Source organism: Clostridium sardiniense (genome assembly GCF_019753795.1).
Classification (GTDB): Bacteria; Bacillota; Clostridia; order Clostridiales; family Clostridiaceae; genus Clostridium; species Clostridium sardiniense.
On the sequence record NZ_JAIKTU010000013.1, the window covers coordinates 86,469 to 113,362 of the forward strand.

The 26,894-nt window shown below is 29.6% G+C and carries 23 protein-coding genes; all 23 read right to left on the minus strand.

Annotated elements, in window-relative coordinates; translation table 11 throughout:
• Nucleotides 1-26: 26 nt before the first annotated feature.
• Nucleotides 27-1,499 carry a peptidoglycan D,D-transpeptidase FtsI family protein gene (locus K5V21_RS15145; RefSeq protein WP_221861998.1) on the minus strand — a complete coding sequence of 491 codons (1,473 nt, stop codon included), beginning with the start codon at nucleotides 1,497-1,499 and terminating at the stop codon, nucleotides 27-29.
• Between the two features lies 1 nt (nucleotide 1,500).
• Nucleotides 1,501-2,721: an FtsW/RodA/SpoVE family cell cycle protein gene (locus K5V21_RS15150; protein ID WP_221861999.1), complete on the minus strand. Its 1,221-nt coding sequence runs from the start codon at nucleotides 2,719-2,721 to the stop codon at nucleotides 1,501-1,503.
• Between the two features lie 18 nt (nucleotides 2,722-2,739).
• Nucleotides 2,740-3,216 carry an FHA domain-containing protein gene (locus tag K5V21_RS15155; protein WP_221862000.1) on the minus strand — a complete coding sequence of 159 codons (477 nt, stop codon included), beginning with the start codon at nucleotides 3,214-3,216 and terminating at the stop codon, nucleotides 2,740-2,742.
• Between the two features lie 165 nt (nucleotides 3,217-3,381).
• Complete coding sequence (gene uvrA, locus K5V21_RS15160) at nucleotides 3,382-6,207, minus strand: excinuclease ABC subunit UvrA (RefSeq protein ID WP_221862001.1); 2,826 nt, start codon at nucleotides 6,205-6,207, stop codon at nucleotides 3,382-3,384.
• Nucleotides 6,208-6,614: 407 nt separating this feature from the next.
• Nucleotides 6,615-7,061 (minus strand): C-GCAxxG-C-C family (seleno)protein, encoded by a 447-nt coding sequence (locus tag K5V21_RS15165; protein WP_407927731.1) that lies wholly within the window; start codon nucleotides 7,059-7,061, stop codon nucleotides 6,615-6,617.
• Between the two features lie 56 nt (nucleotides 7,062-7,117).
• A complete protein-coding gene (locus K5V21_RS15170; protein WP_221862003.1) occupies nucleotides 7,118-7,780 on the minus strand; it encodes a Pr6Pr family membrane protein in 663 nt (220 codons plus the stop codon).
• A gap of 163 nt (nucleotides 7,781-7,943) precedes the next feature.
• Nucleotides 7,944-9,611: an aspartate-alanine antiporter gene (gene aspT, locus K5V21_RS15175; RefSeq protein WP_221862004.1), complete on the minus strand. Its 1,668-nt coding sequence runs from the start codon at nucleotides 9,609-9,611 to the stop codon at nucleotides 7,944-7,946.
• 44 nt (nucleotides 9,612-9,655) lie between these two features.
• A complete protein-coding gene (locus K5V21_RS15180) occupies nucleotides 9,656-11,242 on the minus strand; it encodes a bifunctional aspartate transaminase/aspartate 4-decarboxylase (protein ID WP_221862005.1) in 1,587 nt (528 codons plus the stop codon).
• A 503-nt stretch (nucleotides 11,243-11,745) separates the two neighbouring features.
• Nucleotides 11,746-13,725, minus strand: a complete 1,980-nt coding sequence (gene uvrB, locus K5V21_RS15185) for an excinuclease ABC subunit UvrB (protein ID WP_204594034.1) — start codon at nucleotides 13,723-13,725, stop codon at nucleotides 11,746-11,748.
• Between the two features lie 220 nt (nucleotides 13,726-13,945).
• Nucleotides 13,946-15,223: a PDZ domain-containing protein gene (locus tag K5V21_RS15190; RefSeq protein ID WP_221862006.1), complete on the minus strand. Its 1,278-nt coding sequence runs from the start codon at nucleotides 15,221-15,223 to the stop codon at nucleotides 13,946-13,948.
• 17 nt (nucleotides 15,224-15,240) lie between these two features.
• Nucleotides 15,241-16,482: a S41 family peptidase gene (locus K5V21_RS15195; RefSeq protein ID WP_221862007.1), complete on the minus strand. Its 1,242-nt coding sequence runs from the start codon at nucleotides 16,480-16,482 to the stop codon at nucleotides 15,241-15,243.
• Nucleotides 16,483-16,629: 147 nt separating this feature from the next.
• Complete coding sequence (ftsX, locus tag K5V21_RS15200; RefSeq protein WP_204594037.1) at nucleotides 16,630-17,520, minus strand: permease-like cell division protein FtsX; 891 nt, start codon at nucleotides 17,518-17,520, stop codon at nucleotides 16,630-16,632.
• On the minus strand, nucleotides 17,510-18,196 hold the full coding sequence (gene ftsE / locus K5V21_RS15205; protein WP_204594038.1) for a cell division ATP-binding protein FtsE: 687 nt from the start codon (nucleotides 18,194-18,196) through the stop codon (nucleotides 17,510-17,512). Before ftsE ends, ftsX begins: the two co-directional genes overlap by 11 nt.
• A gap of 159 nt (nucleotides 18,197-18,355) precedes the next feature.
• A complete protein-coding gene (locus tag K5V21_RS15210) occupies nucleotides 18,356-19,210 on the minus strand; it encodes a YitT family protein (RefSeq protein ID WP_204594039.1) in 855 nt (284 codons plus the stop codon).
• A gap of 60 nt (nucleotides 19,211-19,270) precedes the next feature.
• Nucleotides 19,271-20,116 carry a YitT family protein gene (locus K5V21_RS15215; RefSeq protein ID WP_221862008.1) on the minus strand — a complete coding sequence of 282 codons (846 nt, stop codon included), beginning with the start codon at nucleotides 20,114-20,116 and terminating at the stop codon, nucleotides 19,271-19,273.
• 113 nt (nucleotides 20,117-20,229) lie between these two features.
• Nucleotides 20,230-21,174, minus strand: a complete 945-nt coding sequence (locus K5V21_RS15220; protein ID WP_221862009.1) for a transketolase family protein — start codon at nucleotides 21,172-21,174, stop codon at nucleotides 20,230-20,232.
• A gap of 1 nt (nucleotide 21,175) precedes the next feature.
• Complete coding sequence (locus tag K5V21_RS15225) at nucleotides 21,176-22,000, minus strand: transketolase (protein ID WP_221862011.1); 825 nt, start codon at nucleotides 21,998-22,000, stop codon at nucleotides 21,176-21,178.
• Nucleotides 22,001-22,271: 271 nt separating this feature from the next.
• Nucleotides 22,272-22,625 (minus strand): type II toxin-antitoxin system PemK/MazF family toxin, encoded by a 354-nt coding sequence (locus tag K5V21_RS15230; RefSeq protein WP_279381501.1) that lies wholly within the window; start codon nucleotides 22,623-22,625, stop codon nucleotides 22,272-22,274.
• A gap of 8 nt (nucleotides 22,626-22,633) precedes the next feature.
• Nucleotides 22,634-22,861: a hypothetical protein gene (locus tag K5V21_RS15235; protein WP_204594043.1), complete on the minus strand. Its 228-nt coding sequence runs from the start codon at nucleotides 22,859-22,861 to the stop codon at nucleotides 22,634-22,636.
• Between the two features lie 966 nt (nucleotides 22,862-23,827).
• Complete coding sequence (locus K5V21_RS15240) at nucleotides 23,828-24,511, minus strand: germination lipoprotein GerS-related protein (protein ID WP_221862012.1); 684 nt, start codon at nucleotides 24,509-24,511, stop codon at nucleotides 23,828-23,830.
• A 59-nt stretch (nucleotides 24,512-24,570) separates the two neighbouring features.
• A complete protein-coding gene (locus tag K5V21_RS15245) occupies nucleotides 24,571-26,070 on the minus strand; it encodes an NAD(P)H-hydrate dehydratase (protein ID WP_221862013.1) in 1,500 nt (499 codons plus the stop codon).
• Between the two features lie 4 nt (nucleotides 26,071-26,074).
• Complete coding sequence (gene acpS, locus K5V21_RS15250; RefSeq protein ID WP_221862014.1) at nucleotides 26,075-26,446, minus strand: holo-ACP synthase; 372 nt, start codon at nucleotides 26,444-26,446, stop codon at nucleotides 26,075-26,077.
• 81 nt (nucleotides 26,447-26,527) lie between these two features.
• Nucleotides 26,528-26,851: a DUF6514 family protein gene (locus tag K5V21_RS15255; RefSeq protein WP_221862015.1), complete on the minus strand. Its 324-nt coding sequence runs from the start codon at nucleotides 26,849-26,851 to the stop codon at nucleotides 26,528-26,530.
• Nucleotides 26,852-26,894: the final 43 nt, after the last annotated feature.

Here is a 26,894-nt window from a genome sequence, read left to right on the forward strand (position 1 = left end):
TTTAAAAGATATCCCTATTCTCATAATTATTTATTTAATTTTGCATTTATAACTTTTCCTGCAACATCTGCAGCTTTACCGGCTCCATATCCTCCATTTTCAACAATTACAGCAATTGCAATTTGAGGGTCATCAGCTGGTGCAAAACTTACAAACCATGAATGTGGCTTTGCAGGTTTCCCATTTACATTATGATCTGCTGTACCAGTTTTGGCGGCTGCATTAGTTCCTTTTAAGTAACTCCATACACCATTTTTTATATTTTTTTCAACTAAGCCTTGCATATATCCTTTAATAGTATTAGCATCACTTTCACTCATAGCTTTGCTAAACTCTTTTGGCTTAATAGTTTCTACTACATTACCATCTTGATCTAATACCTTACTTACAAGATCTGGTTGCATTATAACTCCTTTATTAGCTACAGCACATGTTGCTAAAGCCATTTGTATTGGAGTTGCAAGAATTTCACTTTGCCCTATTCCTGTTCTTGCTAAATCCCCTGGATTAATTACCTTAGGGAATGTACTTTTCTTTATTGTAAAACCATTTGCTGGAATATCCCTATTAAATCCAAAAGCTTCTGAAGTTTTCATAAGTTTTTCATTGCCAAGATCCATTGCAAGTGTTCCAAATACTACATTACTTGAAACTATAAATGCTTTTCTTAAATCTATATTTCCATAAGATGCACCTTCTGAGTTGCTCATACTACTTCCATCTTTAAATTGAATACTTCCAGTATCATTAAATGTTTTATTTTGAATTCCTGGTATGTTTTCAAGAGCACTTGTAGCTGTAATGATTTTAAATGTTGATCCTGGTGGATATTGTCCAATGGTAGCCCTATTTATTAACGGACTATTTTCAGCGGTTCCAGCATGAGCTTTTTCCATTTCCTCTTTTAGATTATTTGGGTTAAAACTTGGCTTAGATGCCATTGCTAAAACTGCTCCTGTTTTAGGATCAAGTGCAACTACAGCACCTCTATTATTACCTAGTGCATCATACGCTATCTTTTGAAGATTAGTATCTAAAGTTGTTACAACGGTGTTCCCAACTTTTGGTTTATCTTCTCTAGTAAAGAAAGCATTCTTTAAATTTTCTATACTAGGATCACTTAATAACTTTTTAAATCCCACTGACGCATTATTGCTTGTAGTTAGTTGCTTATCATAAGCAGCTTCAAGACCTGATTCTCCATATACATTACTAACATATCCTATTGGATGTGCATATAAAGAATTCATTTCATACTCTCTATTTTGAACATTATTCTTCCCTCTAACACTCTTAGCTATTACTTTTCCACTACTATCTAATATTTCTCCTCTTAAGACCTCATTTTTCTTAGCCCAAGCTCTTTGATTTCCTGACATTTCTGCAATCTTAGGAGCCTTAAATACTTGGAAATAAGCTATATATGAAATAAGAGCTACAAGGCAAAATAAAAATACAATCATTACTTTTTTTACACTATCTTTAATATCACCTTTCATCCTAGCCCTCCTCTGAAATCTTCTGTAATATACCTAATGCAAAGAACATTGTAATCATTGATGAACCACCATAACTTATAAGTGGTAGTGCTATACCTGTTAAAGGAATTACTGCAAATATTCCTCCAATTATAACTAATACCTGACAAACTAGCATAGCGCTAAATCCAACTGCATTAAGCTGAAGGAATTCATCATCTGTAACAAAGGCTGTTCTTATACATCTATAGAATAATAAGAAATATACAATCATTATACCTATTCCAAAGATTATACCAAACTCTTCACATATTATTGCAAAAATATAATCTGTTGTATTTACTGGTACAAATCCTGGATAACCTTGACCAAGTCCTGACCCAAACATTCCACCTGATGAAATTGAATAAAGCCCTTGAACTATTTGATAACCTTGATCTTGTGCATACTTCCAAGGATTTTGCCATATCTCAACTCTCTGTCTTACGTGTCCAAACATCTTAAATGCAGCGACTGAACCTACAGCTGAAAGTGCTAAACAACTAAGAATATATTTTAGTTTTCCTGTTGCAATATATAACATAGTTATTGATATTCCAAAGAATATTAAAGCTGATCCTAAATCTCTTTGAAGCACCATACATCCTAAACTAAACATCACTATTAATGCTGGCTGAATAAGATTTTTTATATTATTCTTAGAATTATCCCCTGACTTATATTCTCTAAGGGCTGATGATAGATATAATACTAGAGCTATCTTACCAAACTCTGACGGTTGGAAACTTACGGGTCCAATTATAACCCAGTTCTTTGCTCCATAGACTTCTGTACCAATTATAAGAGCCATTGGCATAAAGATTATAACCGCTAACATATATAAGTTTTTATACTTAGCAAACTTTCTAAAGTCTGGAAATGCCTTTAATATTATCATATAAATAACTATACCTAATAAAAACCATACAAGCTGTTTCTCTGCAACTTTAGGGTCTATTCTATATAACATAGCTATCCCTATAACAACTAAGACACATGAAAATGTAAGAATAAATTTATCACCATCTGGATAGAACTTCCTTACAACAAAATGTGCAATAAAAATAACTACACATAATATTCCACCAAAATATAGTGCATTCTTGTCTATTGGATCTTTTATGATAGCTAAATTTGTGAACAGAGCTATACATAGTAAATATGTTAAGACTAGCATTGTGGTTTCTTTCTTACCTTTAAACATTAAATCACCTCACGCCATTTAAGACAGTACTTTAAATACTGCTGTTCCTATAGCTATTTGATCCTTTGTAAATAGCTTAACTCTTCCGCTTATCTTTTCACCATTTAAGAAAGTTCCATTTGTACTTCCTAAATCTTCTAATATTAGCGCATTATTTTTTACCATTATTTTGGCATGATTACCTGATACATATTGATCTGATAACACTACTGTGTTATTACCTCTTCTCCCTATTGTAGTTACATCCCTAATCGGTATTACCGAGCCTACCTTTAATGCCGTATTATCCCCTATTTCTATTATCTCTATCCCATGATGTCTTCGTTTTGAAGGAATAGGTCTTTTACTATTACTATTGCTTTTAGCATTAGTTGGTGCATTCCCTCCACTCTTAACATCTTTGGCCATTATTTTTAAGGCATAAATTATTATAAAGTATAATAGTACGATAAAAATTATTCCAAATACGACTGCAATAAATTTTGAAAAATCCATCTTTTCACCTCGAAAAATTACTTTATCTTTTTGATTATACACCAAAATAATATTAAATTCCTACATTTATATTACAATTATTGCTTGTATGAGTAATTAACTAGCTTTCTTAGTAAACTTTTCTAAAAGCTAGTTAATTAATTTATAATATTTTGTTTTCTTTGTTTACTTTAATATTTTACGTAGATAATATCCAGTATATGAATCCTTTATTTCACATATTTTTTCCGGTGTTCCTGTACCTATAATTGTACCACCTTTATCTCCACCTTCTGGGCCTAAATCTATGATATAATCAGCACACTTTATCATATCTAAATTATGTTCTATTACTACAACTGAATTACCAGCATCCACTAATCTTTGTAATATTTGAACAAGCCTATTTACATCATCTATATGAAGTCCTGTTGTTGGCTCATCTAAGATATACAATGTTTTACCTGTACTTCTCTTTGAAAGCTCAAATGCAAGCTTTATTCTTTGAGCCTCACCACCTGATAACTGAGTTGATGGTTGACCTAATCTTATATATCCAAGCCCTACATCATAAAGTGTTTGAAGTTTATTTTTAATTCTTGGTATATGTTCAAAGAATTCTAAAGCCTCTTCTACTGTCATATTTAAAATATCATCTATATTTTTACCTTTATACTTAACTTCTAATGTTTCTCTGTTGTACCTTTTTCCCTTACAAACTTCACATGGAACATATACATCTGATAAGAATTGCATTTCTATCTTTATTATTCCATCTCCAGAACACGCCTCACATCTTCCACCTTTAACATTAAAACTAAATCTTCCCGGCTTATATCCTCTCATTTTAGCTTCTGGTGTTTGTGAGAATAATTCTCTTATTATATCAAATGTTCCAGTGTATGTTGCTGGATTTGATCTTGGAGTTCTTCCAATTGGACTTTGATCTATATCGATTATCTTATCAATATTTTCATATCCTTTAATTTCTTTATGAGCTCCAACTGGGTTTTTACTCTTATTTACTAATTTATTTAATCCCTTATAAAGAATTTCATTTACTAAAGTACTCTTTCCAGATCCAGATACTCCTGTAACCATAGTAAGCATTCCAAGCGGAAAATCTACTGTAACATTTTTTAAATTATTTTCCTTTGCTTTAGAAACAGTAATCTTATTGCCATTTCCTTTTCTTCTTTCACTTGGTACTTCTATTTTCTTCTCTCCAGTTAAGTACTGTGCAGTTATGGATTCCTTACATTTTTTAATTTCTTCCATTGGACCTGCTGCAACAATATTTCCACCATGCTCACCTGCCCCTGGTCCAATATCAACAACATAATCAGCTTCTCTTATAGTATCTTCATCATGTTCTACGACTATAACAGTATTACCTACATCTCTTAAATGTTTTAATGTCTTAATTAATCTATCATTATCTCTTTGATGAAGTCCTATACTAGGTTCATCTAAAATATATAAAACCCCCATAAGTGCAGAACCTATTTGAGTTGCAAGTCTTATTCTTTGAGATTCCCCACCAGATAAAGTTCCTGAACTTCTTGATAGATTTAAATAATCTAATCCTACATTCACTAAGAACTCTAATCTACTTACTATCTCTTTTACTATTTGCTCGCTTATTATTTTGTTCTTTTCTGAGAATTCAACACTATTTATAAAATCTAACTCTTCTTGTATTGAAAGCTCAGTAAATTCATAAATATTTTTATCTCCAACAGTTACAGCAAGAGCTTCTTTATTAAGTCTTGCACCTTTACACTTAGGACAGTGCTTATTACTCATATATTGTTCTATTTCACCTTTTATAAGATCAGAGTTAGTTTCTCTATATCTTCTTTGAAGAGCATTGATTTCGCCTTCCCATACTGAATTATAGGTAGCTCTGACTCCTTCTTTTACGTAATCTACTTTTAATCTCTTTCCTTCTGTTCCATATAAAAGTACTTTTACTATATCTTTTGGCAAATCCTTTATTGGAGTGTTTAAATCAAACTCATATTCTTTGCTTAATGCTTTCAGGAATGAGAATGTCCATGAATCATCTTTTAATCTTCCTTCACCCCAACAAGCAATTGCACCTTCCATAATACTTAAATCTTTATTTGGAATAACTAAATCTTCATCGATCTCTATTAATGTTCCAAGACCATCACAATAGTCACACTTACCAAATGGTGAATTAAATGAGAACATTCTTGGTGCTAATTCTTCTATACTTATTCCACAATCAGGACATGAGAATTTTTCGCTATATAAAGTATCTTCTCCACCCATTTCATTTATTATAATTAAGCCTTCTCCTAGCTTTAAACCAGTTTCTATAGAGTCTGTAAGTCTTCCTTCTATACCTTCTTTAATAACTAACCTATCTACTACTGCTTCTATACTATGTTTTTTGTTCTTTTCAAGCTTTATATCTTCCTCAGTAAGGTCATATATTTCTCCATCTATTCTTGCTCTAACAAAACCATTCTTTTTAATATTTTCTAATATCTTTTCATGAGTTCCTTTTCTACCTCTTACAACTGGAGCTAGAATTTGTATCTTTGTTCTCTCTTCAAGTTCCATTACTTTATCTATAATTTGATCTACTGATTGTTGACTTATTACTTTTCCGCATTTAGGACAATGTGGTATTCCTACTCTGGCATAAAGAAGTCTTAAATAATCATATATTTCTGTTATTGTACCCACAGTAGACCTTGGATTCTTACTTGTTGTTTTTTGATCTATTGAAATCGCTGGAGATAATCCTTCTATATATTCAACATCAGGCTTGTTCATTTGACCAAGGAACTGTCTTGCATATGCTGATAATGATTCAACGTATCTTCTTTGTCCTTCAGCATAAAGAGTATCAAATGCTAATGATGATTTACCTGAACCTGAAAGTCCAGTAAATACTACTAACTTATCTCTTGGTATTTCTAAGCTAACATTCTTTAAATTATGTACTTTAGCTCCTTTTATTATGATTTTATCCTTCATATTATTGTTACCTCTCTTTTAACTTATAGCTTTATTTTAGACTTATATTTACTAATTAATTCTCGAACATAAGTTCCCATAAGTTAATTTTAAATTTATCTCATCTTATTGTCAATTATATCACTTGTCTTTCCTATTATTAAGTAACAAGTAGAATTACTAAGTAATTTTTAAGAATTGTTAAAATTATAATAAATTCTCTCATATTTAGAAGGTGTGTAGCTTAAAGGTATAGCCATTTATACGCTGCTTATATGAATCATAATAATATTTTAGTTTCTTTTTTATTCTCTTATCTAAGTAATACTACATTCCATTTAGATACTTTATTTCCATTAAACCACCTATATATTTTGATTATTATAAAAAAAGAAAGATTAGTCTTCTCTAATCTTTCTTTATATGTATTATAGATTCTTTTCTCTTATAATTATCTTAGCTGCCTCTTCAGCCATATCTCCTGTAAATCTCACGCACTGATCCTTATGTTCTGGTGAACCCATAGTTAATCCTTTAGTTAGAATTCTACAACAAGTTACTCTATTAGCTTCTCTAAACTTATCATGTAACTCTTTAGATAATTGAAGTGTCTTGTCTACTTCCTTTCCAGCAGCTTCGCTTCTACCAAACATCATTCCAATTGACATAACAGCTCCTGCTAATGCTCCACATGTACATCCTGATCTTCCTATCCCAACTGGGAATCCTGATGCAAATTTAACAACATCATCACTTAACTCTGGCATGAACTCATCCTTTAAAGTCTTAACTATAGCCTCTGAACAAAAGAAACTACCTACTCTATAATAATTTTCAGCAGTTTCTCTAATTCTTTTAATATCTTCATTAGTCAAACTAAATCCCTCCTTAATTATATACATTATAATTTTAACATATATAATTGAAAGTCTTAGTTATTCTCTACAAACTTAACATTTCTCTTAGCTACATTACGTAATTTCCCTAATAGCTTGTCTGCACTCACTATGATAAATGACATACCTATAAATGCTATAACTAAAAATACTAGATAATTTAAAAATTCCTTAAATGTTATAGTATTTAAATCTAAGAATGGATATGGGTATGATCCTATAATATTTCCTATAAATAACGCCCAAAATAAATATACTATAGGGAATATTATCCACATACTAATATCTTTATAATTATAGTTTCCTCCTCTGCTTAAAAGTAACCAATCTAAAATAAAGGCAATTGGTGAAAATCCATGTAGTATATAACTTTGAATCTTCTCAATACCTTGCTGATCCCAAGCTGAATTTAAAACAAAGAAAAATACTATTCCTGCTATACATATGTAAAGTGTTATTGCACCTCTTACACTATCTTTATTTAAGAATTGTATTCTTTCTCCTAAAAAAGCTTTATTTATAAACCAAAGCATTACTAATATGTTACTGTATTCTGTAAAATATGAGAAAAATCCTAGTACTCTTCCCATATATGTTGGTATTTCACTAACTAATATTTGATTAGTAAATGATCCTAATATAGCTAATAATATAATAATTCCAGCTATTCCTCTCCAAATTTTATGTACTTTATTCATTTATTCACCTCGTATTGTTTAATTCTCTTTATAATTATATAAAATTTATTTTGACTGTCAAATATTTTAATAATTAAACTATGTTATAGGATTTCATTTAAACTATTATAAGAAAAAGAAAGTAATTACTATCAAAATAGTAATTACTTTCTTTTTCTAAAACTTAATGGACATATAGCAATCCAATAGTAAGAGGTCCCATTATGGTAATCAAAATATTACCTACTGCATAGGAAGGTGTATAACTTAACGCAAATATACTACTTCCATTTTCTTCAGTTATAGCATTTAATGCAGCTGTTATTGTACCTGCACCACAAAGTGAACCTATTATATCTACTGGTTCTAATTTTAGTGCATATTTTCCAAAGTACAATGAAAGTACATGTGGAATTAGGCATACCAATATACCTATTATTAATACTGCAAATCCCATTGATTTTAATGCAGGAATAAATGCGCTTCCAGCTTGTAATCCAACTACAGCAATAAATAAATTTAAACCTACACTCTTTAAGAACCAACGTGTTGATGATGGTATTTCTCCAAAATGTGGATGTTTATTTTGATACCATCCAAATAATAGACCTGAGAATAATGCACCACCACCACTTCCAAGAGTTAATGGAACATCATGAATTGTTAATGCTAATGTTCCTATTAAAACACCTACTATAATCCCAAATGTTAAATAACTAACATCTGTTGAAGTACCATTATCTTTAACATATCCAAATTCTTTTATTATTTTAGATATAGCATGTTTAGGTCCTATAAGTGTTAATATATCTCCATTTCTCATTTCTGTTTCGTCTTCTAATTTTTTTCCGTTTCTTTTAACTGATTCTAACATAATGTTATTGCTATATAAGTCTTTTAAATTTTTTATATTGAATTCTTTAGTTAACATTATTTCTGATTTTTCTAAAGATACATTCATATACTTTTCATCAGATGTTTCTACTAAATCATCAGTTTCAGCTTCTACAATATCTGTAAGATTACCTATTATAGTAATATAGTCACCTGAAGCTATAACTGTACTTTGATCAAAATTAGTATCTTCACCATTTTTGAATATTTTTTCAAAAGTAACTTTATTTTTAAAGCCCTTTTCAATATCAGATACTGATTTACCTACATATGATGAACCTTCATTAACTAAGAAAGCACGCATCTTTATATTATTCACTATGCTTGAATTATCTGATGCATCTCCCTTAAAATGAATCTTTTCAATCATCCTTTTTGTTTCTTCTTTTAGATTTACTCCTAAAAGCATAGGTGCAATGTTTTTTAAGAAAATAAGTATCCCAACTGTTCCAAAAACATATGTTATTGCATATGCAATTGCAACTTTAGATTCCATAGCTGATTTTACAGCCGCTGTTGCATTTAGTCCATTTATAGCTGATGCTGATGTTCCTATAACAGCTGATTGTGTAAGAGAACCTGCAATTATTCCAGCACCCTCCCCTGCATCTACATGGAATACTTTGAAACAAATCATAGCAACTATAAAAGCAACTACACTAAAAAATACTGAGTGAATAACTAGTTTTACACCTGATTTTTTCAAACTATTTACAAAAGCAGGTCCAACTTCATATCCTATTGTGAATATGAAAAAGCTAAAGAATATATTTTTTACTATTGGTGATACGTGAAACACTCCAAACTGTCCTATAATCAATCCAATTATAAGTGTTCCAACAGTTGAACCTAGACTAAATGATTTATACTTAAACTTACCTATTAAGTATCCAAGTGCTAAACAAAAGAATATTGCTACACTTGGATTCTTTTCTAAAAAGTCAATAATCACCTTCATACCAAATCACCTTCTGTTTCTAATAAATGTTTTTGTTTTACTTATTATTTTTGTTGCTCATAATCACTGTAGTACTCAGAAAGTAATTCTAACACTTGTTTTGCTATTTTTTTATATGCGTCATCTGGTAAATTAGCTTCAGATACTCTTAATGTTCCAGGTGTTGCTCCAAAGCATACCCCCTCCATTAATACTACTCCATTCTTTTCTGCTAATTTTAATAAAAAATCAATTGGTTCAAATCCATTTTCTAAATATTTTCTAAAGTCGCTATTATAGTGACCTTCTGCTAGAGCATATATATCTATCAATGAATAGTATTTTGCATTTTCCTTGCTATTATCTTCATCAATTCCTAATGTAGAGAATAAATCGTGATATCTTGAAGCTACTAATTTTTTAGAACTTTCAATATATGGATCTTTTTCTTTTGTAAGTAAAGCTGTTGATGCAAATAATGCCATCATAACTTGTTGAGGTGTAGATAATCCTGATGTATGATAAAGTCCAATTGAACGACTATCTGCAACTAAACGATCTATGAATTTTAATTTACGTGGTTCTAAAGTTACAAGTCCATACCTTTCATCAAGTTTCTTTAATTCTTCTTCTGGAAGTTTTTCTATTAAGCTATCAAATACATTTTTTTCATTTGCAGCTATTAAACCAATTCTCCATCCTGTTGCTCCATATAATTTTGAGAATGAATATACAAGTAAAGTATTATGTGGTGCAACACTATATATTGTTTGGAATCCATTTACAAATGTTCCGTAAACATCATCAGTTATAATAATTAAATCCTTACGTTTTTGAACAATCTTAGCTATTGCATCTAAAGCTTGATTATCTAATGCTTTTGATCCTGGATTTGAAGGATTTACGAAGAATAACGCTTTGATACTTTCATCTTCTAATTTTGATAATTCATTTGATGATATAACCCATTTATTTTCTTCTTTAGATCTTAAATCTATTTCTATCATTTCATAATCATCAAGTTCTGGAATTTGTAGATATGGTGTAAATATTGGTGTATTAATTGCAATTTTATCTCCTGGTTTTATTAACTTATTTTCTTTAAGTGAATTAAAGATATAGCAAATTGCAGCTGTTCCACCTTCTGTTGGGAATACTGATGTTTTATCTTTAAGATCTACTCCATTATATAATTCCTTTTGTAGATACATATTTAAAATCTTCTCTATATTAACTAAGCAACGACTTGGAACTGGATAGTTATTAGCAACTGCCCCATCAACCAACTCTTTTACTAATTGATCTCCATCTATACTTAATTCATTTGTATAATATTCAATTATATTTCTTAAGAACTTATCTATATCTTTACTATCATCTAAGAATGATTCAAACCTTCCTCTAATTCCATCTAAGATTGTATAACCAGCTAAATTTCCATCATGCATTGTCCTTTGAGATTCTAACACTCCAAATTCAACAATTCTTGCAAAAGCCAATCTTGCCTCAGTATTAATCCAATTAGGATTTCCTCTTCCCGCATTTAAGAACACGTTATGCTTTTCATTATTTTTAGCAAGCTTTAGCATATTATGACTGACTTCAAATGCTCCTAAACTTTCTAATTTTTTTTCCTCTTCTCTTGTAATCATATTGATCACTCCTTTTAATATTTAAAGCTTCTCCCCTAATTTAAATATTAATTTTTTATATACACTTATTACCTATAAATACATACTTTTAATATCAATTTACAATTACTATATTAACTATAGTAATAATTTTTTAAAGCTTTTCATTCTACATATCTTATAATTAATAACCATTAATTTGATAAATATTATATTTTTTCCTGGATGATTTTATAGCCTACACTTATCATTCTGTCTTTTTCTTCATTTTTTGTAATTTTTGAATAATTATGTTTATATTCTGTGACATATTCAAACTTATTTAATCTTCTTATATCTATATGTATTATATAACTCACTATAATCCTATGCTTAAATTCCATATACTACATATATAGACGCTTTTAACGAACCTATATATAAATCAATTATATTGACTTAATCTACTATATATATTCATAAATCTTCTACCTAATAAAAAAAAGACTAGAGAATTATATCTCTAATCTTTTGTAATATTTATTTTATTTTTTATCCTTCAATTTCTTAATCATATCCCTAAGTTCAGCTGCCCTTTCAAATTGAAGATTCTTTGAAGCATCCATCATTTCGTCTGTATACTCTTTAATTAATTTTTCTCTTTCCTTCTTTGTAAGCTTCTTAGGTTGATTTTCTATTTCGTACTTAGTCTCTTCCTCTGCTACCTTTGTTGCTTCAATTACTTCTCTCACATCTTTAATAATTGTTTGAGGTGTAATGTTATGTTCTTTATTATATGCTTCCTGAATAACTCTTCTTCTTTCAGTTTCTTTAATAGCTCTGTCCATTGAACCAGTTATTCTATCTGCATACATTATAACCTTACTTTCTGAGTTTCTTGCAGCTCTTCCTATCGTTTGAATAAGTGAGGTTTCTGATCTTAAGAAACCTTCTTTATCTGCATCTAATATTGCAACCAACGCAACTTCTGGAATGTCTAAACCTTCTCTTAAAAGATTAATTCCAACTAATACATCAAACTCACCAGTTCTTAAATCTCTTATAATCCTCATTCTTTCAAGTGTATCTATATCAGAATGCATGTAGGTAGTTTTTACTCCAAGTTCTGTTAGATACTTTGTTAAATCTTCCGCCATCTTTTTTGTTAAAGTTGTTATAAGAGTTCTAAAACCTCGTTTTGTTGTTTCTCCTATTTCTCCGTATAAATCATCAATCTGACCATTAACTGGCTTTATAATTATTTGTGGATCTAATAATCCTGTAGGTCTTATAATCTGCTCTGCAATAACAGTTGCATGTTCTTCTTCATATTTTGCTGGTGTTGCACTTACGAATACAACTTGATTTATTTTCTTTTCAAACTCTTGGAATTTTAAAGGTCTATTATCATATGCACATGGAAGTCTAAATCCATATTCAACTAATGAATCTTTTCTTGATCTATCACCTGCATACATCGCTCTAACCTGTGGTAGTGTTACGTGGCTTTCATCTATAAACATTAAGTATTCATCTTTTGGGAAGTAATCAAGTAGTGTTTTAGGTGGAGTTCCTGGTGCTCTTCCATCTAATATTCTAGAGTAATTCTCTATACCACTACAATATCCCATCTCTCTTATCATTTCGATATCAAAGTTAGTTCTTTGCCTTAATCTCTGAGCTTCTAATAATTTATCCTCAGCATTTAAAACTCTTAACCTCTCTTCAAGCTCTTCTTCAATTACTGAAATTGATCTTTCTAATACTTCTTTTGAAGCAGCAAAGTGAGATGCTGGATATATTTGAGCATGATTTCTTTCCCCAAGTATTTTTCCTGTTAAAACATCAAACTCTCTTATTCTATCAATTTCATCTCCAAAGAATTCAACTCTTATTCCTTTATTTGAAGATGATGCTGGAATAATATCTAAAGAATCTCCTCTAACTCTAAATGTTCCTCTTGAGAAATCAATATCATTTCGTTCATATTGAATTTCTATAAGTTTCTTTATTATCTCATCTCTATCTTTTTGCATTCCAGTTCTAAGACTTATTGTAAGTTTCTTATATTCATCTGGATTACCAAGACCATATATGCATGATACAGATGCAACTATAATAACGTCTTTTCTTTCAAAAAGTGCTGATGTAGCTGAGTGACGAAGCTTATCTATCTCATCATTTATTGAAGCATCCTTTTCTATAAATGTATCTGTTTGTGGCACATACGCTTCTGGCTGATAGTAATCATAGTAAGAAACGAAATATTCTACTATACTATCTGGAAAAAACTCTTTAAACTCTGAACAAAGTTGTGCTGCTAGAGTTTTATTATGTGCTAATATAATAGTTGGTTTTTGAGTTCTTTCTATTATATTTGCCATAGTAAATGTCTTTCCTGATCCAGTAACTCCTAAAAGTGTCTGAAACTCATTACCTGCATTTATAGATTCTACTAATTTATCTATAGCTTTCGGTTGATCTCCCGTAGGCTTAAATTTAGACTTTATCTTAAATTCTCCCATTATTTCACCTCAATTTCATGTATAATATAAATTTCAAAGTATATCATACCTCATTAATTCTTTACTAAATTCAATCTTATTTATACATTATCCCAAAATTTATTCTTTTGCAAATAGTATTTGTTTTGCTAAAATATCTTGTAATATAAAGAAGCTTCCTATATCTATTTCTATTAATTAAAGTAATAAAAATTATATATAGGAAACCTCTTTGTTCTAATTATGAGCTTTTTTGTTCATCTTTTATTTTTTCTAATATTTCATTTATTCTTTTCTTATTTATTTCTATCTTTTTGTCTTCATCTACAAATCTAGGTACAAGAAGCATTCCTGCCCCTTTTCCTTTTCCAACCCGTACTTTCTTTCTACTTTCTGATTTACTCTTTATTTCAAGTTCTACATCGAAATGATTATCCTTCAGAGCTTGATATATTTGTTTCTCACTTTCTATATCCTTGCCTTCAATAGATATTATCCTATCTCCAACTTTTATTCCAGCAGAATAAGCTTTTGAAAATGGTAAAACCTCTAGCACACAAATACTATGCTCATCACTATAAAAGATAGGTTCTTTTTTATCTTCCATCATTCTTTCGAATCTAATAACAGCTATATAAAGTAATGGCACTAATATTATTGCTATTATTTTACCTGCTAGTCCAATTTCTGCTATGATAGATATTAAAGATATAACAATACCATAAATAACAATGTATATTCCTGAACTTATGCTTTTTCCTCTCTTCGTCTTAGTGAATGTCGCTGTATTATAGCTTACCAATCCAAACAAAGGTATCATTCCTAATATTGCAGTACTTATTAAATTTAATGTACTACTATTTGAAAATATAGGCCACCATCCTGGTGTACTTATATTGTTATTAATTATATCCATATTCATATTACTAGATAATGCTATAAATAAAGTAATTGGTATTGCCCAAGACCTATTTAAAACATACCCACCAATTAATCTATTATTCTTTTTAGAAAAGGCAGGTATTGCACCTTTACTTCCATCAAGCATAATCAGAAATCCTTGGATTATATGTATAATTCCAATAACTATTATAAGTGACGATATATCTAATTTTAAGAAACTATTACTATCTCCACCTATATTAAAATATGTAACTACTATACTTAAAGCACCAATAATTACTCCTGCATATGCAAAGCTCGTTAATTTTGTTTTAAAGAATATTGATATTATTGATATAATAAACAGTAATTCAATTCCTGAGTTCTCTTTAAATACTACTCCTAATATGCTAAGCATTAAACTTGCAAAGATTCCTCCAATTAATCCTAATGTTATTTGGGATAATGTAAGTTCTAGGGGAGAGTTAATACTCTCCCCTGTAACCATTTTTTGCATAAAAGCAAGTTTTTTATTTTTTAAATAAAACATTACGCCAAGTATAACTAAAATTAATAATAGAGAAGGTTCGATAATTATATATGCTAATGATCTTAATGTGTATAAAACTAAATCCATTGCTCCTCCTAAATCTACTACTTATTTATTTTGTTATCTATGACCTCCAAAGCTTTCTTAAGTTGATTATCTTTATCTTTACTGTAAGGCTTATTTAAAAGCTCTTTAGGAATTTCTACAACATCGTCTGGCTTTATTCCTTTATGATGGATATTTTCTCCATTTGGAGTGTAATACTTTGATATAGTAACTTTTAAAGCACTTCCATCATCAAACTGAACTGGTGCCTGAACTATTCCTTTACCGAAAGTATTAGTTCCTACTATAGTTGCGGCCTTATAATCTCTTAAAGCACCTGTAACAACCTCTGAAGCGCTTGCACTTCCTCCATCAACAAGAACAACTAATGGCATACCTTCAGCTATTCCTCCTTTTGAAACTTCTTCAGTTTTATTATCGTATTTATCTACTGTATATGTTATTAGTTTACCCTTAGGAATGAATTGTGATGCAACCCCAACTGCTTCTGACAGATATCCACCTGGATTTCCTCTTAAATCCAATATCATTCCCTTCATTCCTTTTGATTTTAAAGCTTCTATTTCCTTTTTGAAATCTTCTGTAACATTAGCATTGAATGATGTAATTTGGATATATCCTACATCTTTTTGGATCATTTCACCCTTTACTGAATCAGTCTTTATAGTATCCCTCATAACTTTAACATCAAATGGTGATTCTTTTCCCCTTTGAATAGTCAATGTTATTTCTTCTTTCTTTTTACCAGTAATTAGAGATGTTGCTTTTTCTACATCAGCTCCAACCTTTTCACCATTTACTGCAATTATGACATCATCACTCTTAATTCCGGCTTTTGCAGCTGGTGATCCATCTATAGGTGATATTACAGTTACTTTGCCATCTTTAACACCTACATAAACACCTATTCCCATATATTCACCTGAATTTTGTTCATTAAACTTTTTAAACTCATTTTTATTCATATAGACTGTATATGGATCACCCAAAGAATTTACCATACCTTTTATTGCACCTTCTAATGCTACTTCATCATTAATTTCACCATCATAATTTTTTACTAATGCATCCCTAACTTGGAATAACTCTTTATACTTATTTACGTCGTTAAATTCTTTAAATGTACTATTTACTTTAGAATTTGTTGATGCAAGTACTACACCCTTTGTTGCAAAAATATTCCCTACATAAAAACTTCCCAAACACAAACAAACAACAAAAAGCACTCCTACTATTATGTAGACTAACCTCTTGTTGTTTTTATTACTATTTTGCTTCATTAAAACAACATCCTTTCTAAACTCTCAATGCTATATAATTAAATAGTATAAAGCATAATACCCAATTTTTCCATATTAAACTAAACTCAGTAGGAATAAATTCCTACTGAGTTTATCATAGTTATATTCTATTCAATTTAATAAATTTTATACTATTAAGAATTTTCTTAATGAAGCGTAACTTGAAACTCCTCCAATTATTAATCCGCCTAAAGCAAATTGCCATAATAAAGTTGTTCCTACATAACTTACTGGTACTAATGAAACATATAACATCTTACCAGCTACCCAGCTAACAGCTCCGTTATATAATAAGGCTACTAATCCAATTGATAGTAAAGAACCTATAAGCCCTATTATCATACCTTCAATTATAAACGGCCATCTGATAAACCAATCTGTAGCACCAACGAATTTCATTATACCAACTTCTCTTCTTCTTGAGTAAACTGTTAGTTTTGTTGTATTCATTATTAAGAATACTGCAACACCAACTAGTATAACAAATAGTACTCCACCTATTACTTTAACACCATTTACAACCTTAGTTATTGTATTTATAAGGTCTTGTTGATTACCTATACTTTCAACTCCTGGTAAGCTTTTAACTGCATCAGTTACTGATTTTGCATAGTCTGCATTATCTAATTTAACTACAAACGATGCTGGGAATGGATTTTTATCTAGGCTATATCCTTCTAATAATCCCTTGTTGTCTTTTGTGCTTTCTTGGAAGTTCTTAAAAGCTTCTTCTTTTGATTCGTAATGTATTTCCTTAACTCCTGGAAGTTCATTTAATTTAATTTCTACTTCTCTTTGTTCAATTAACTTAATGTCATCTTTTAAGAATACCTTAAGTTCCACTTTTGATTGAACATCATTAAGTGCTAATCCTACGTTCTTGCTCATAAGTACAAATATACCTAACACGAAGAATGTAATAAGTACTGTAATAATTGAAGCAAAACAAATTGTCTTATTTCTTTTTAAGCTTTTAAAAGCATCAGAAATAAAATGATTTACCGTATTAATTTTCATCGTTGTACCTACCTCTCTTCTCGTCTCTTACAATTTCTCCTTTTTCAATAGCTATAACTCTCTTTTTCATGTCATTAACTATTTCTTGAGCATGTGTTGCCATAAGAACTGTTGTACCTGCTTTATTTATATCATCTAATAATCCCATTATTTCTTTTGCTGTTTCAGGGTCTAAGTTTCCTGTAGGCTCATCAGCAATTAGAACTGTTGGATTATTAACTATAGCTCTAGCTAGTGATACTCTTTGTTGCTCCCCTCCTGATAATTCATGTGGGAACATCTTATACTTATGTGATAACCCAACTAATGATAATACCATTGGAACTCTTCTTCTTATTTCCTTTGGAGTAGCTTCAACTACTTTCATAGCAAATGCTACATTTTCATAAACATTTAAGTTAGGTATTAATCTGAAATCTTGAAACACCATTCCTATTTTTCTTCTATAGTAAGGCGTTTGCTTTCTTTTTATTTCTGATAAATCTTTTCCAGCTACTATTAATTGTCCTGAACTAGGATCTATCTCTTTTAATATCATTTTTATAAAAGTTGATTTACCAGCTCCAGATGGACCAACTAAAAATACGAATTCTCCTGACTCTATTTCTAAGTTAACATCTGATAGAGCTTTTACATTATTATCGTAAATTTTAGATACATTCTTAAATTCTATCATCTCTAAACACTCCTTATAGATTTGGACCCACTCCATAAACCCCTTGTCCATTATACAAAATCATTATATCACATGTCTTACGACATATAATATAAGATTTTATTAAGTTTTTAATATTATTCCCAAATACGACAAAACACTTTATCATATTTTGTAATATTATGGGTGGTAAAGTTCTGTGAATCCTTCTCCTAAAACCTCATGAACATCTCCAACAGTAATAAACGCTTTACTATCAACTTCCTTAATGTGATTTTTCAGCTTTATGAACTCATTTCTATTTAATACTGTATATATTATAAAGTTCTCTTTCTTAGAGAATCCACCAACGCCTTTCAGGCAGGTGCACCCTCTCTCAAGCTCATCTAAAATAAATTTACTTATTTTTTCAGTATGTTCACTTATTATAATTATTTGTTTACAAGCGTTAAATCCTTCGATAAATTTATCAACTGTAATACCAAGTATAATTACACTTAACATTGAATAGAATCCTAAATCTAATCCAAATACATAAGCCCCTGAAAGTGTAATTATAAGATCCACTATTAAAAGTGCTTTCCCAATATCCATGTGACTAAATTTATTAAGTAACTTTGCTAATATGTCTGTTCCTCCTGTTGAGGCATTTTTATTAAATACTAATGCCATCCCAAATGCAGAAATTAAAGTTCCAAAAACAGTTGCTATTACTAAATCTTTTGTTATTGCGAATGGATTTAAAAATCTCTCTATAATCCACATTACTAATGATAAGATTAAACTTGCGTATATTGTTCTTCCCCCAAAGTTTCCACCAATAAACATAAATGCAACTCCGAATAATATTACATTTATAATTAATGTAATGATTCCAACTCCAATTGAAGGGAAGAAATCATTTATAACAATTGCAAGCCCAGTAACTCCACCTGCTGCTAATTCATTTGGTGCAAAGAAATACTCTACAGAAATAGCAACAAGAATAATTCCGAAAGTTATTAATGCATATTCTTTTATTGTACCTTTTTTCATATTAACACCCCAATTTATATAGTTTTATTTATGATATTATCTTTCCTAAATTTAGAGATACTATTCTATATCACCAAAGCCTTTCCCTAAAACGTCATGAGCTTCATTTACTATAACAAAAGCATCCGGTTCATTATCACTTATAAACTTTCTTATTTTCATAAGCTGAGATCTTCCAACAACACAGTATAGAACATCCTTCTCTTTGTCTGTATATCCTCCTTTCCCTTTGAATACAGTACATCCTCTATCAATGTCTTTAATTATGTACCCTTTTAATATATCTATTTTTTCTGTAAATATGACTACCTGATGACATGTATTAAAACCTGATATTACCTTATCTATAACAATTCCATTTAATAAAACACAAATAGCCGCATATATACCTTTTTCAACACCAAAAGTTACAGCACTCAATAATACAACTATAATATCAACCATTTGCATTCCTTTTCCCATATCAATATGGAAAAATTTATTTAAAATTTTTGCTATTATATCAGTTCCGCCTGTTGATGCATTTTGAGTAAATACTACTCCAAGTCCTATTCCTAATAAAACTGTTCCTGCTATAGTTGCAAGCATAGGATTGTCCGGAATACCCACTGGCTTAATAAAACTTTCTGAGAACCAATTTATAAAGGATAATCCCATGGCTGCATAAATTGTCTTTCCTCCAAAACCTTTGCCTATAAATATAAACGCAATTATAAATAAAAATATATTCATAACCGCCATTAATGTTCCAAGATTAGCACCTGGTATATAATGATTAACTACTAATGCAATACCAGTAACTCCGCCTCCTGTTATGTTATTTGGGACATAAAAAAACTGAATAGCTATTCCTACTAGTATTATTCCTATCGTTATTATCCCATACTCTTTAATTTTCCCTTTCATTTTTACCTCCTATTTTTATAGTAAAATTATTGTTTTTTATAAAAAATAACAGTATAGTACCTCTACTATACTGTTATATCATATTTAAACTTTATTTATAACAAATTTTGTTATTATTTTTTACAGTTTATTGCTTTTTTCGCTTTTTCAGCTATATTTTCAGCTGTTAATCCATAAGCTTCTAATAATTCGTTTGGCTTTCCGCTTTCACCAAATTTATCTTGAACACCAACTTTTAATACTGGCACTGGATACTCTTCAGTTAAAACCTCTGATACAGCTGATCCTAAACCACCTATAACACTGTGTTCTTCAGCAGTTACTAAAGCACCTGTTTCTTTAGCAGCTTTAACTAATAACTCTCTATCTATTGGCTTAATTGTATGTATGTTAATTACTCTAGCTGATACTCCATCTTTAGCTAACATTTCTGCTGCTTCTAAAGCTGCATCAACCATTATACCAGTTGCAACTATTGTTAAGTCATTACCTTCTCTTAAAGTAACACCTTTTCCAAGTTCAAATTTATAAGTGTCTTTATCATTTATTACATTTACAGCAGCTCTTCCAAGTCTTACATAGCAAGGTCCATCTATTTCTGCAATAGCCTTTATTACTGCATCAGTTTCAACAGCATCAGCTGGGTTTATAACTGTCATATTTGGTATACTTCTCATTAATGATAAATCTTCAATTGCTTGGTGAGATGCACCATCTTCTCCAACAGTTAATCCTGCATGAGTTGCACAAACTTTTACATTTAATCTTGGGTAACAGATTGAGTTTCTTATTTGTTCGAAAGCTCTTCCAGCTGCAAACATTGCAAAAGTACTTACATAAGGAATTTTTCCGCAAGTTGACATACCAGCAGCTACTCCCATCATGTTAGCTTCAGCTATCCCCATATTAAAGAATCTTTCTGGTGCAACAGCCTTAAAGTCTGCAGTTTTTGTTGATTTTGAAAGGTCAGCATCTAATACAACTACGTTTTTGTTCATTGATGCTAAATCTTTTAATGCTTTTCCATATGCTTCTCTTGTTGCGATCTTATTACTCATATTATTCTTCCCCTCCAATTTCTTTTAAAGCTTCTTCACATTGCTCTTTACTTGGAGCTGTTCCATGCCAGCTTGCTTGATTTTCCATAAATGAAACGCCTTTTCCTTTTACAGTTTTACAAACTATAGCTGTTGGCTGTCCTTTATGATTCTTAGCTTTTTCAATTGCTTCTAAAATTTCATCATAGTTATGTCCGTCTATAACTAATACATTCCATCCGAAAGCTTCGAATTTCTTATCTATTGGAGAAGGATTCATTACTTTTGTAATATCTCCATCAATTTGTAGACCATTGAAATCTATAAATATTGTTAAATTATCTAATTTATAATGAGCTCCTGCCATAGCAGCTTCCCATACTTGACCTTCTTCTAGTTCACCATCTCCAAGTAATGAATAAACTCTATAATTTTTATCATCAGTCTTTCCAGCTAAAGCCATACCTACAGCTGCTGATATTCCTTGACCTAATGAACCTGTTGACATATCAATTCCTGGTAGATCATTCATGTTAGGATGTCCTTGAAGATTTGATCCAATTTTTCTTAGTGTTTTTAATTCCTTAGGATCAAAGAACCCTCTTCTTGCTAGAGCACTATATAATACTGGTGCTGCATGACCCTTTGATAAAACAAATCTATCTCTATCTTCCATTTTAGGATTTTTTGGGTCTATGTTCATTTCATTAAAGAACAATGTAGTTACGATATCAGTTGCAGATAGTGATCCGCCTGGATGTCCTGAAGCTGATTCTGTTAGCATTGATACTATATCTTTTCTTATAATTTTAGCCATATCCATTAGCTCTTGTTTATTCTTTTTCATTTCATATCCTCCCAGTTTAATTTAACATTTTATAGATTTAGTTTTCCGTTATTTACAGATTTTATTTTACCACACAATTTATTCTTTGTATACACTATAATATACGCTATTTCCTAATAGTATTACACATTTGTCCATATAGAGTATACTATTTCTAATAGTGTATCATTTTTCGATATTTATCTAGCTTTTTCTTCAATTTAATAAATATTATAAAACAATAAAAGCTACGCCAATGTAAACATTTGCGTAGCTTATTTAAAAACTTTTTTTAAAGTAAATTTAGACTTATTAGTAAAGCCTTATTAACTTTTTTCATATCTTCTTCAGTCATATGTCCTATTTTTTCTTTTAATCTTCTCTTATCTAAAGTTCTAACCTGCTCCAATAAAACAACAGAATCTCTGTTTAAACCATATTCTTCCGAAGATATTTCAACATGAGTAGGTAATTTTGCTTTATTAATTTGAGATGTTATAGCCGCAATAATAACAGTTGGACTATACCTATTACCTATATCATTTTGAACAATTATCACAGGTCTTATGCCACCTTGCTCCGATCCTATAACCGGGCTTAAATCGGCATAAAATATATCGCCTCTTTTTACTACCATAGTCGTCATAAGAATTATCACTCTCCGCAAAGCCATGTCTCATAATCATTAACATCAACTAGTTCATGTTCTGTCATCAAAGCTAACTGTAAATTTAGAAAAGCCATTTCTTGATAACCTTTTTTCATAAGCTTTTCTGTTTCCTTACTAATTTCTCTATCTATATATACTATTAGATTATCACTATTATATTTACAATTATTTTTTTCTAGATACATTTTTTCTAATTCCTTTTGACATGACATGATAATTCCTCCCTATTTACCAAAGAGTTTTTATGTATATTTAAATTATATATAAAAATATGTCATTGTGTCAAAGGATTTGTCACATTTGTTTAAATTTGTTCTAATTTGTCTTAATTTATAAATACTTTTTAGTGATTGTTACTTGTCCATTTTATATACACGCTTATATTCTATCAATGGCACCTATAACTTCATAACTAATAATATTTAATTCATTAGCTATATCATTAACCTTATTTTTATTTTCTCTAATAACATAACCCTGTTTTCAATTTTAATCTTTGAAATATCTGCTACTTAAACCATACATTGATCCATACAACCATTACCTAAAACAATTTATAGTATATTTTCTACAAGTACTTTTTCTTTTCATTTAAATTTTTAACATAAACATCTGCATATCATCTAGATAATATTGCGATCATTTGTGTATCAACAGTTTCATAACATTTTCAATAACTTATGTACGTTCCTTCTCCGACTTCTCTAAGATGAACTACATTGCTTTTAATGTTAATACCGGCCTTATTTTTTATTTTATTAAACTGATAATATCCTTAAAGTATTACCACTAGTTTTACAGTATCAAAATGGCATTCTTCTAAATTACTTATAGAAAGCTATTTGATACATATTTAATTCCAAATTTACTCTTCTACGCTTTTGTCTGTTTATAAAAAACTATATGTTATATACCAGTATCTAGCGCTATATGTACTTTTACAATATTTTTATTTAATATTGCAATATCTGAGAGTTTATTTGCATATTCTAAAGAATATACTTTCTTTATTAATATCGTATTTTAAAATCTCATCATTAAAACTTATTAGTGTATATCCTAATATTATTATCCTTTGTAATCATCTTACTTATCTTATGTTATTTGAAATTACATCTGAATTAGTTCATTAAATTCCATGTCTAATACTATTTATATTTAACTCATTCTTTAATATACTAATTAACTGCAAAGTCTTCTTCACTACATTCTTTATTTTTATTAAACTCTCTATACTCTATTTTAACTCTTTCTTTGCCTTCATTATCAAAAATTTTTATTAACAATGGCTCTTTTTTAGACTTATTTATATATAGAGTAGCTTTATCCATATGATTATTGTTAGTTATTAGATCAAAATCAACCTTTAAGTATTTTAAATCTCCCCATTCTTCCTGACCTTCTGATACCTCTACAACAGGGTTCTTAAAAATTTCACTCATTACTCCTAATGGATATAAATTATCTAGATCTCTTTTTATCTCATATTTTTCATTCTTTTTGTTATACACCATAGTTACTTTATCTTCATTATAAAATTTAGTAAGTTCTTCTCCAAAATCTATTCTGATTCCATGATCATCACAGAATAAAACTTTAGTTTTCTCATTATATGTTCCTCTAGTATTAGTTATAGTGTATTCAGCAATTGTATCATATCTTTTCATATTTTTTACATGTTCTAATATTTCTTCATTTGTTGGATCTGTAACATGTCTAAATGATATTACTAATATTATAGATATAAACGGTATTATCATTAATAATACAGCTAATATTTTTTTCTTTATATTGCTTTTTTCTGTCTTTATGTTCTTATTTTTTTTATTTTTTATACTTTTAAATTTTTCTAAAAACTTCATGATCCCTCCACTGTTTAATTACTCATTAATACTAATATTAAACTTGGAAGAATTTTATTCTAGTTTTCACATAATTTTTCTATTGTTTTAGGTAGTTCTTCTATTATATCCCTTGCATTTACACTATACATATTTCTTGATAATTCATCTCCTATATACCCATGAACATATGCACCTAAAAGAGTTCCTTCTATTATATTGAGATTTTGTCCTATAAAAGAAGCTATAATTCCAGTTAAACAATCACCCATTCCCCCTGAAGCCATCTTGCTATTTCCAGTAGTATTTATAAATACATCAATACCGTCTGTAATAACTGTATGATAACCTTTTAGTAAGACTGTAATATTATGTTCTTTTGCAAATTTCTTTGCAATCTCAATTCTATCTTTCTCAACTTCACTTATAGTCTTATCTACTAATCTGGCCATTTCTCCTGGATGAGGTGTTATTATTGTTCTACCTTTTAACCCTTTAATTAGATCATTATTTTTACTTATTATATTAAGAGCATCTGCATCTAAGACTAATTTGCAATCAGTCTCCTCTATAATCTTTTTTAAAATAATTTTACTATTTTCAGCTTTACTAAATCCTGGCCCACAAGCTATAACATCAAATTCACCTAAAGTATCTATATCCTCATAACTTGAATATTCTCGTATCATAGCTTCAGTAAGTCTGCCTTTTAATGCACTTGATACATCTTTATGTGTCAATAAAGTCACTAGCCCACTTCCAGTTCTAACGCAAGCTTCTGTAGTTATAAATGCTGCTCCACAATATTTTTCACTACCTGCAACTATCAATATCTTTCCATAATTCCCTTTATGTCCTGCTTTCTTTCTTATAGGAATCATTTTCTTATATTTATCTTTTGATAGTATGTAAGTTCTTTCACTATTTTGTTTTTTTATATAACCTGGTATATCTATATTAACTATTTTTATATCTCCAGTTAACTCTATAGCATTAGTAGACATAAATCCTCTTTTCATCACTTCAACTGTACATGTAATATCTGCCTTTATAGCATCTCCAAGTGCTTCTCCTGTATCAGAATCCATTCCAGATGGTATATCTACCGCTATCGTAAATTTAGAATATTTATTTATTATTTCTATTGCATGTTTATAAATACCAGATACATCCCTATTTAACCCAATTCCAAATATAGAGTCTACTATATAATCGGCCCCTGCTACTTTTTCTATTATAATGTTTTTTATATCTTCTTCTCTTTCTACATTTATAATAGGAATGTTTAAATTTTTAATTATCTTCAAATTCAAATTGCAATCATTGCTTATTTTCTTTATATCTCCAACTAAAATTACATCTACATCTTTATTTAATAGATGTAATTTCCTTGCTATTGCTAATCCATCTCCCCCATTATTCCCTATTCCACAGAAAACAACTATTTTATTCCCCATGTCTTTAATAATATCAATTATTCCATTTGCTGCATTTTCCATTAAGACTATTGATGGAATTCCTACTTTATTAATTGTTTCATTATCTATATTTCTACAACCTTGTCTACTTAAAATTTCCATTCAGTTATGCCTCCTCAATTACAACAAAAGCGATGGCAGTATCTAAATTATGAGATATACTAGCATGAATATTAACTGAATTAATATTTAAATTATTTATTATTTTTTCACTTAAAGTAACTTCTGGTTTACCTAATAAGTCTCTTAATACTTCAATATCATTAAAAGCAAATCCCCTTATTCCAGTGCCTAAAGCTTTACTGACTGCTTCTTTTACTGCAAAAGATCCAGCTACAGTTTCCCCTTTAAAGTTTCTGCTTCTTAAAAACTCTATTTCTCTTTCAGTAAACATTTTTTCTAAGAATTTAGAATTTCTATCTATTGCTTTTTCAACCCTAGCTATTTCAATAATGTCAGTTCCTATACCAATTATCATCTTAATTCATCCTTCCCTGTAACATATCATATATATTACATTTTACTATAAATCAAAGATGTTTGTTTTTTTATACCACCACTATACTTGTACTTCTAAACTTATCTTATCAAAATCACTAACGTACTCATCAGCGTAAGGTCCTATTATATCAATTAAATGAATTGGTGATACTTGATTTTCATAAAGCATCTTTAATAATGCATTAACTTTTTCTTCTATTGGTGAAATTAAATCTATTGAATCTTTAAATGAATCTATAATTAAATCCCCTTTAATATCAATTCTTTCTATTTCTATACCAAATACCTCTTCTTCTCCCATTAAACTCTTTATAAGCTTGTACTTATATTTCCTTTCAATTCCGTTTGTTATTCTTGAAAATACAAATTTTTCTTTAACCATGATAATCCCCCTCTATATGCCATAAATATGCCTTCTAGTAAAA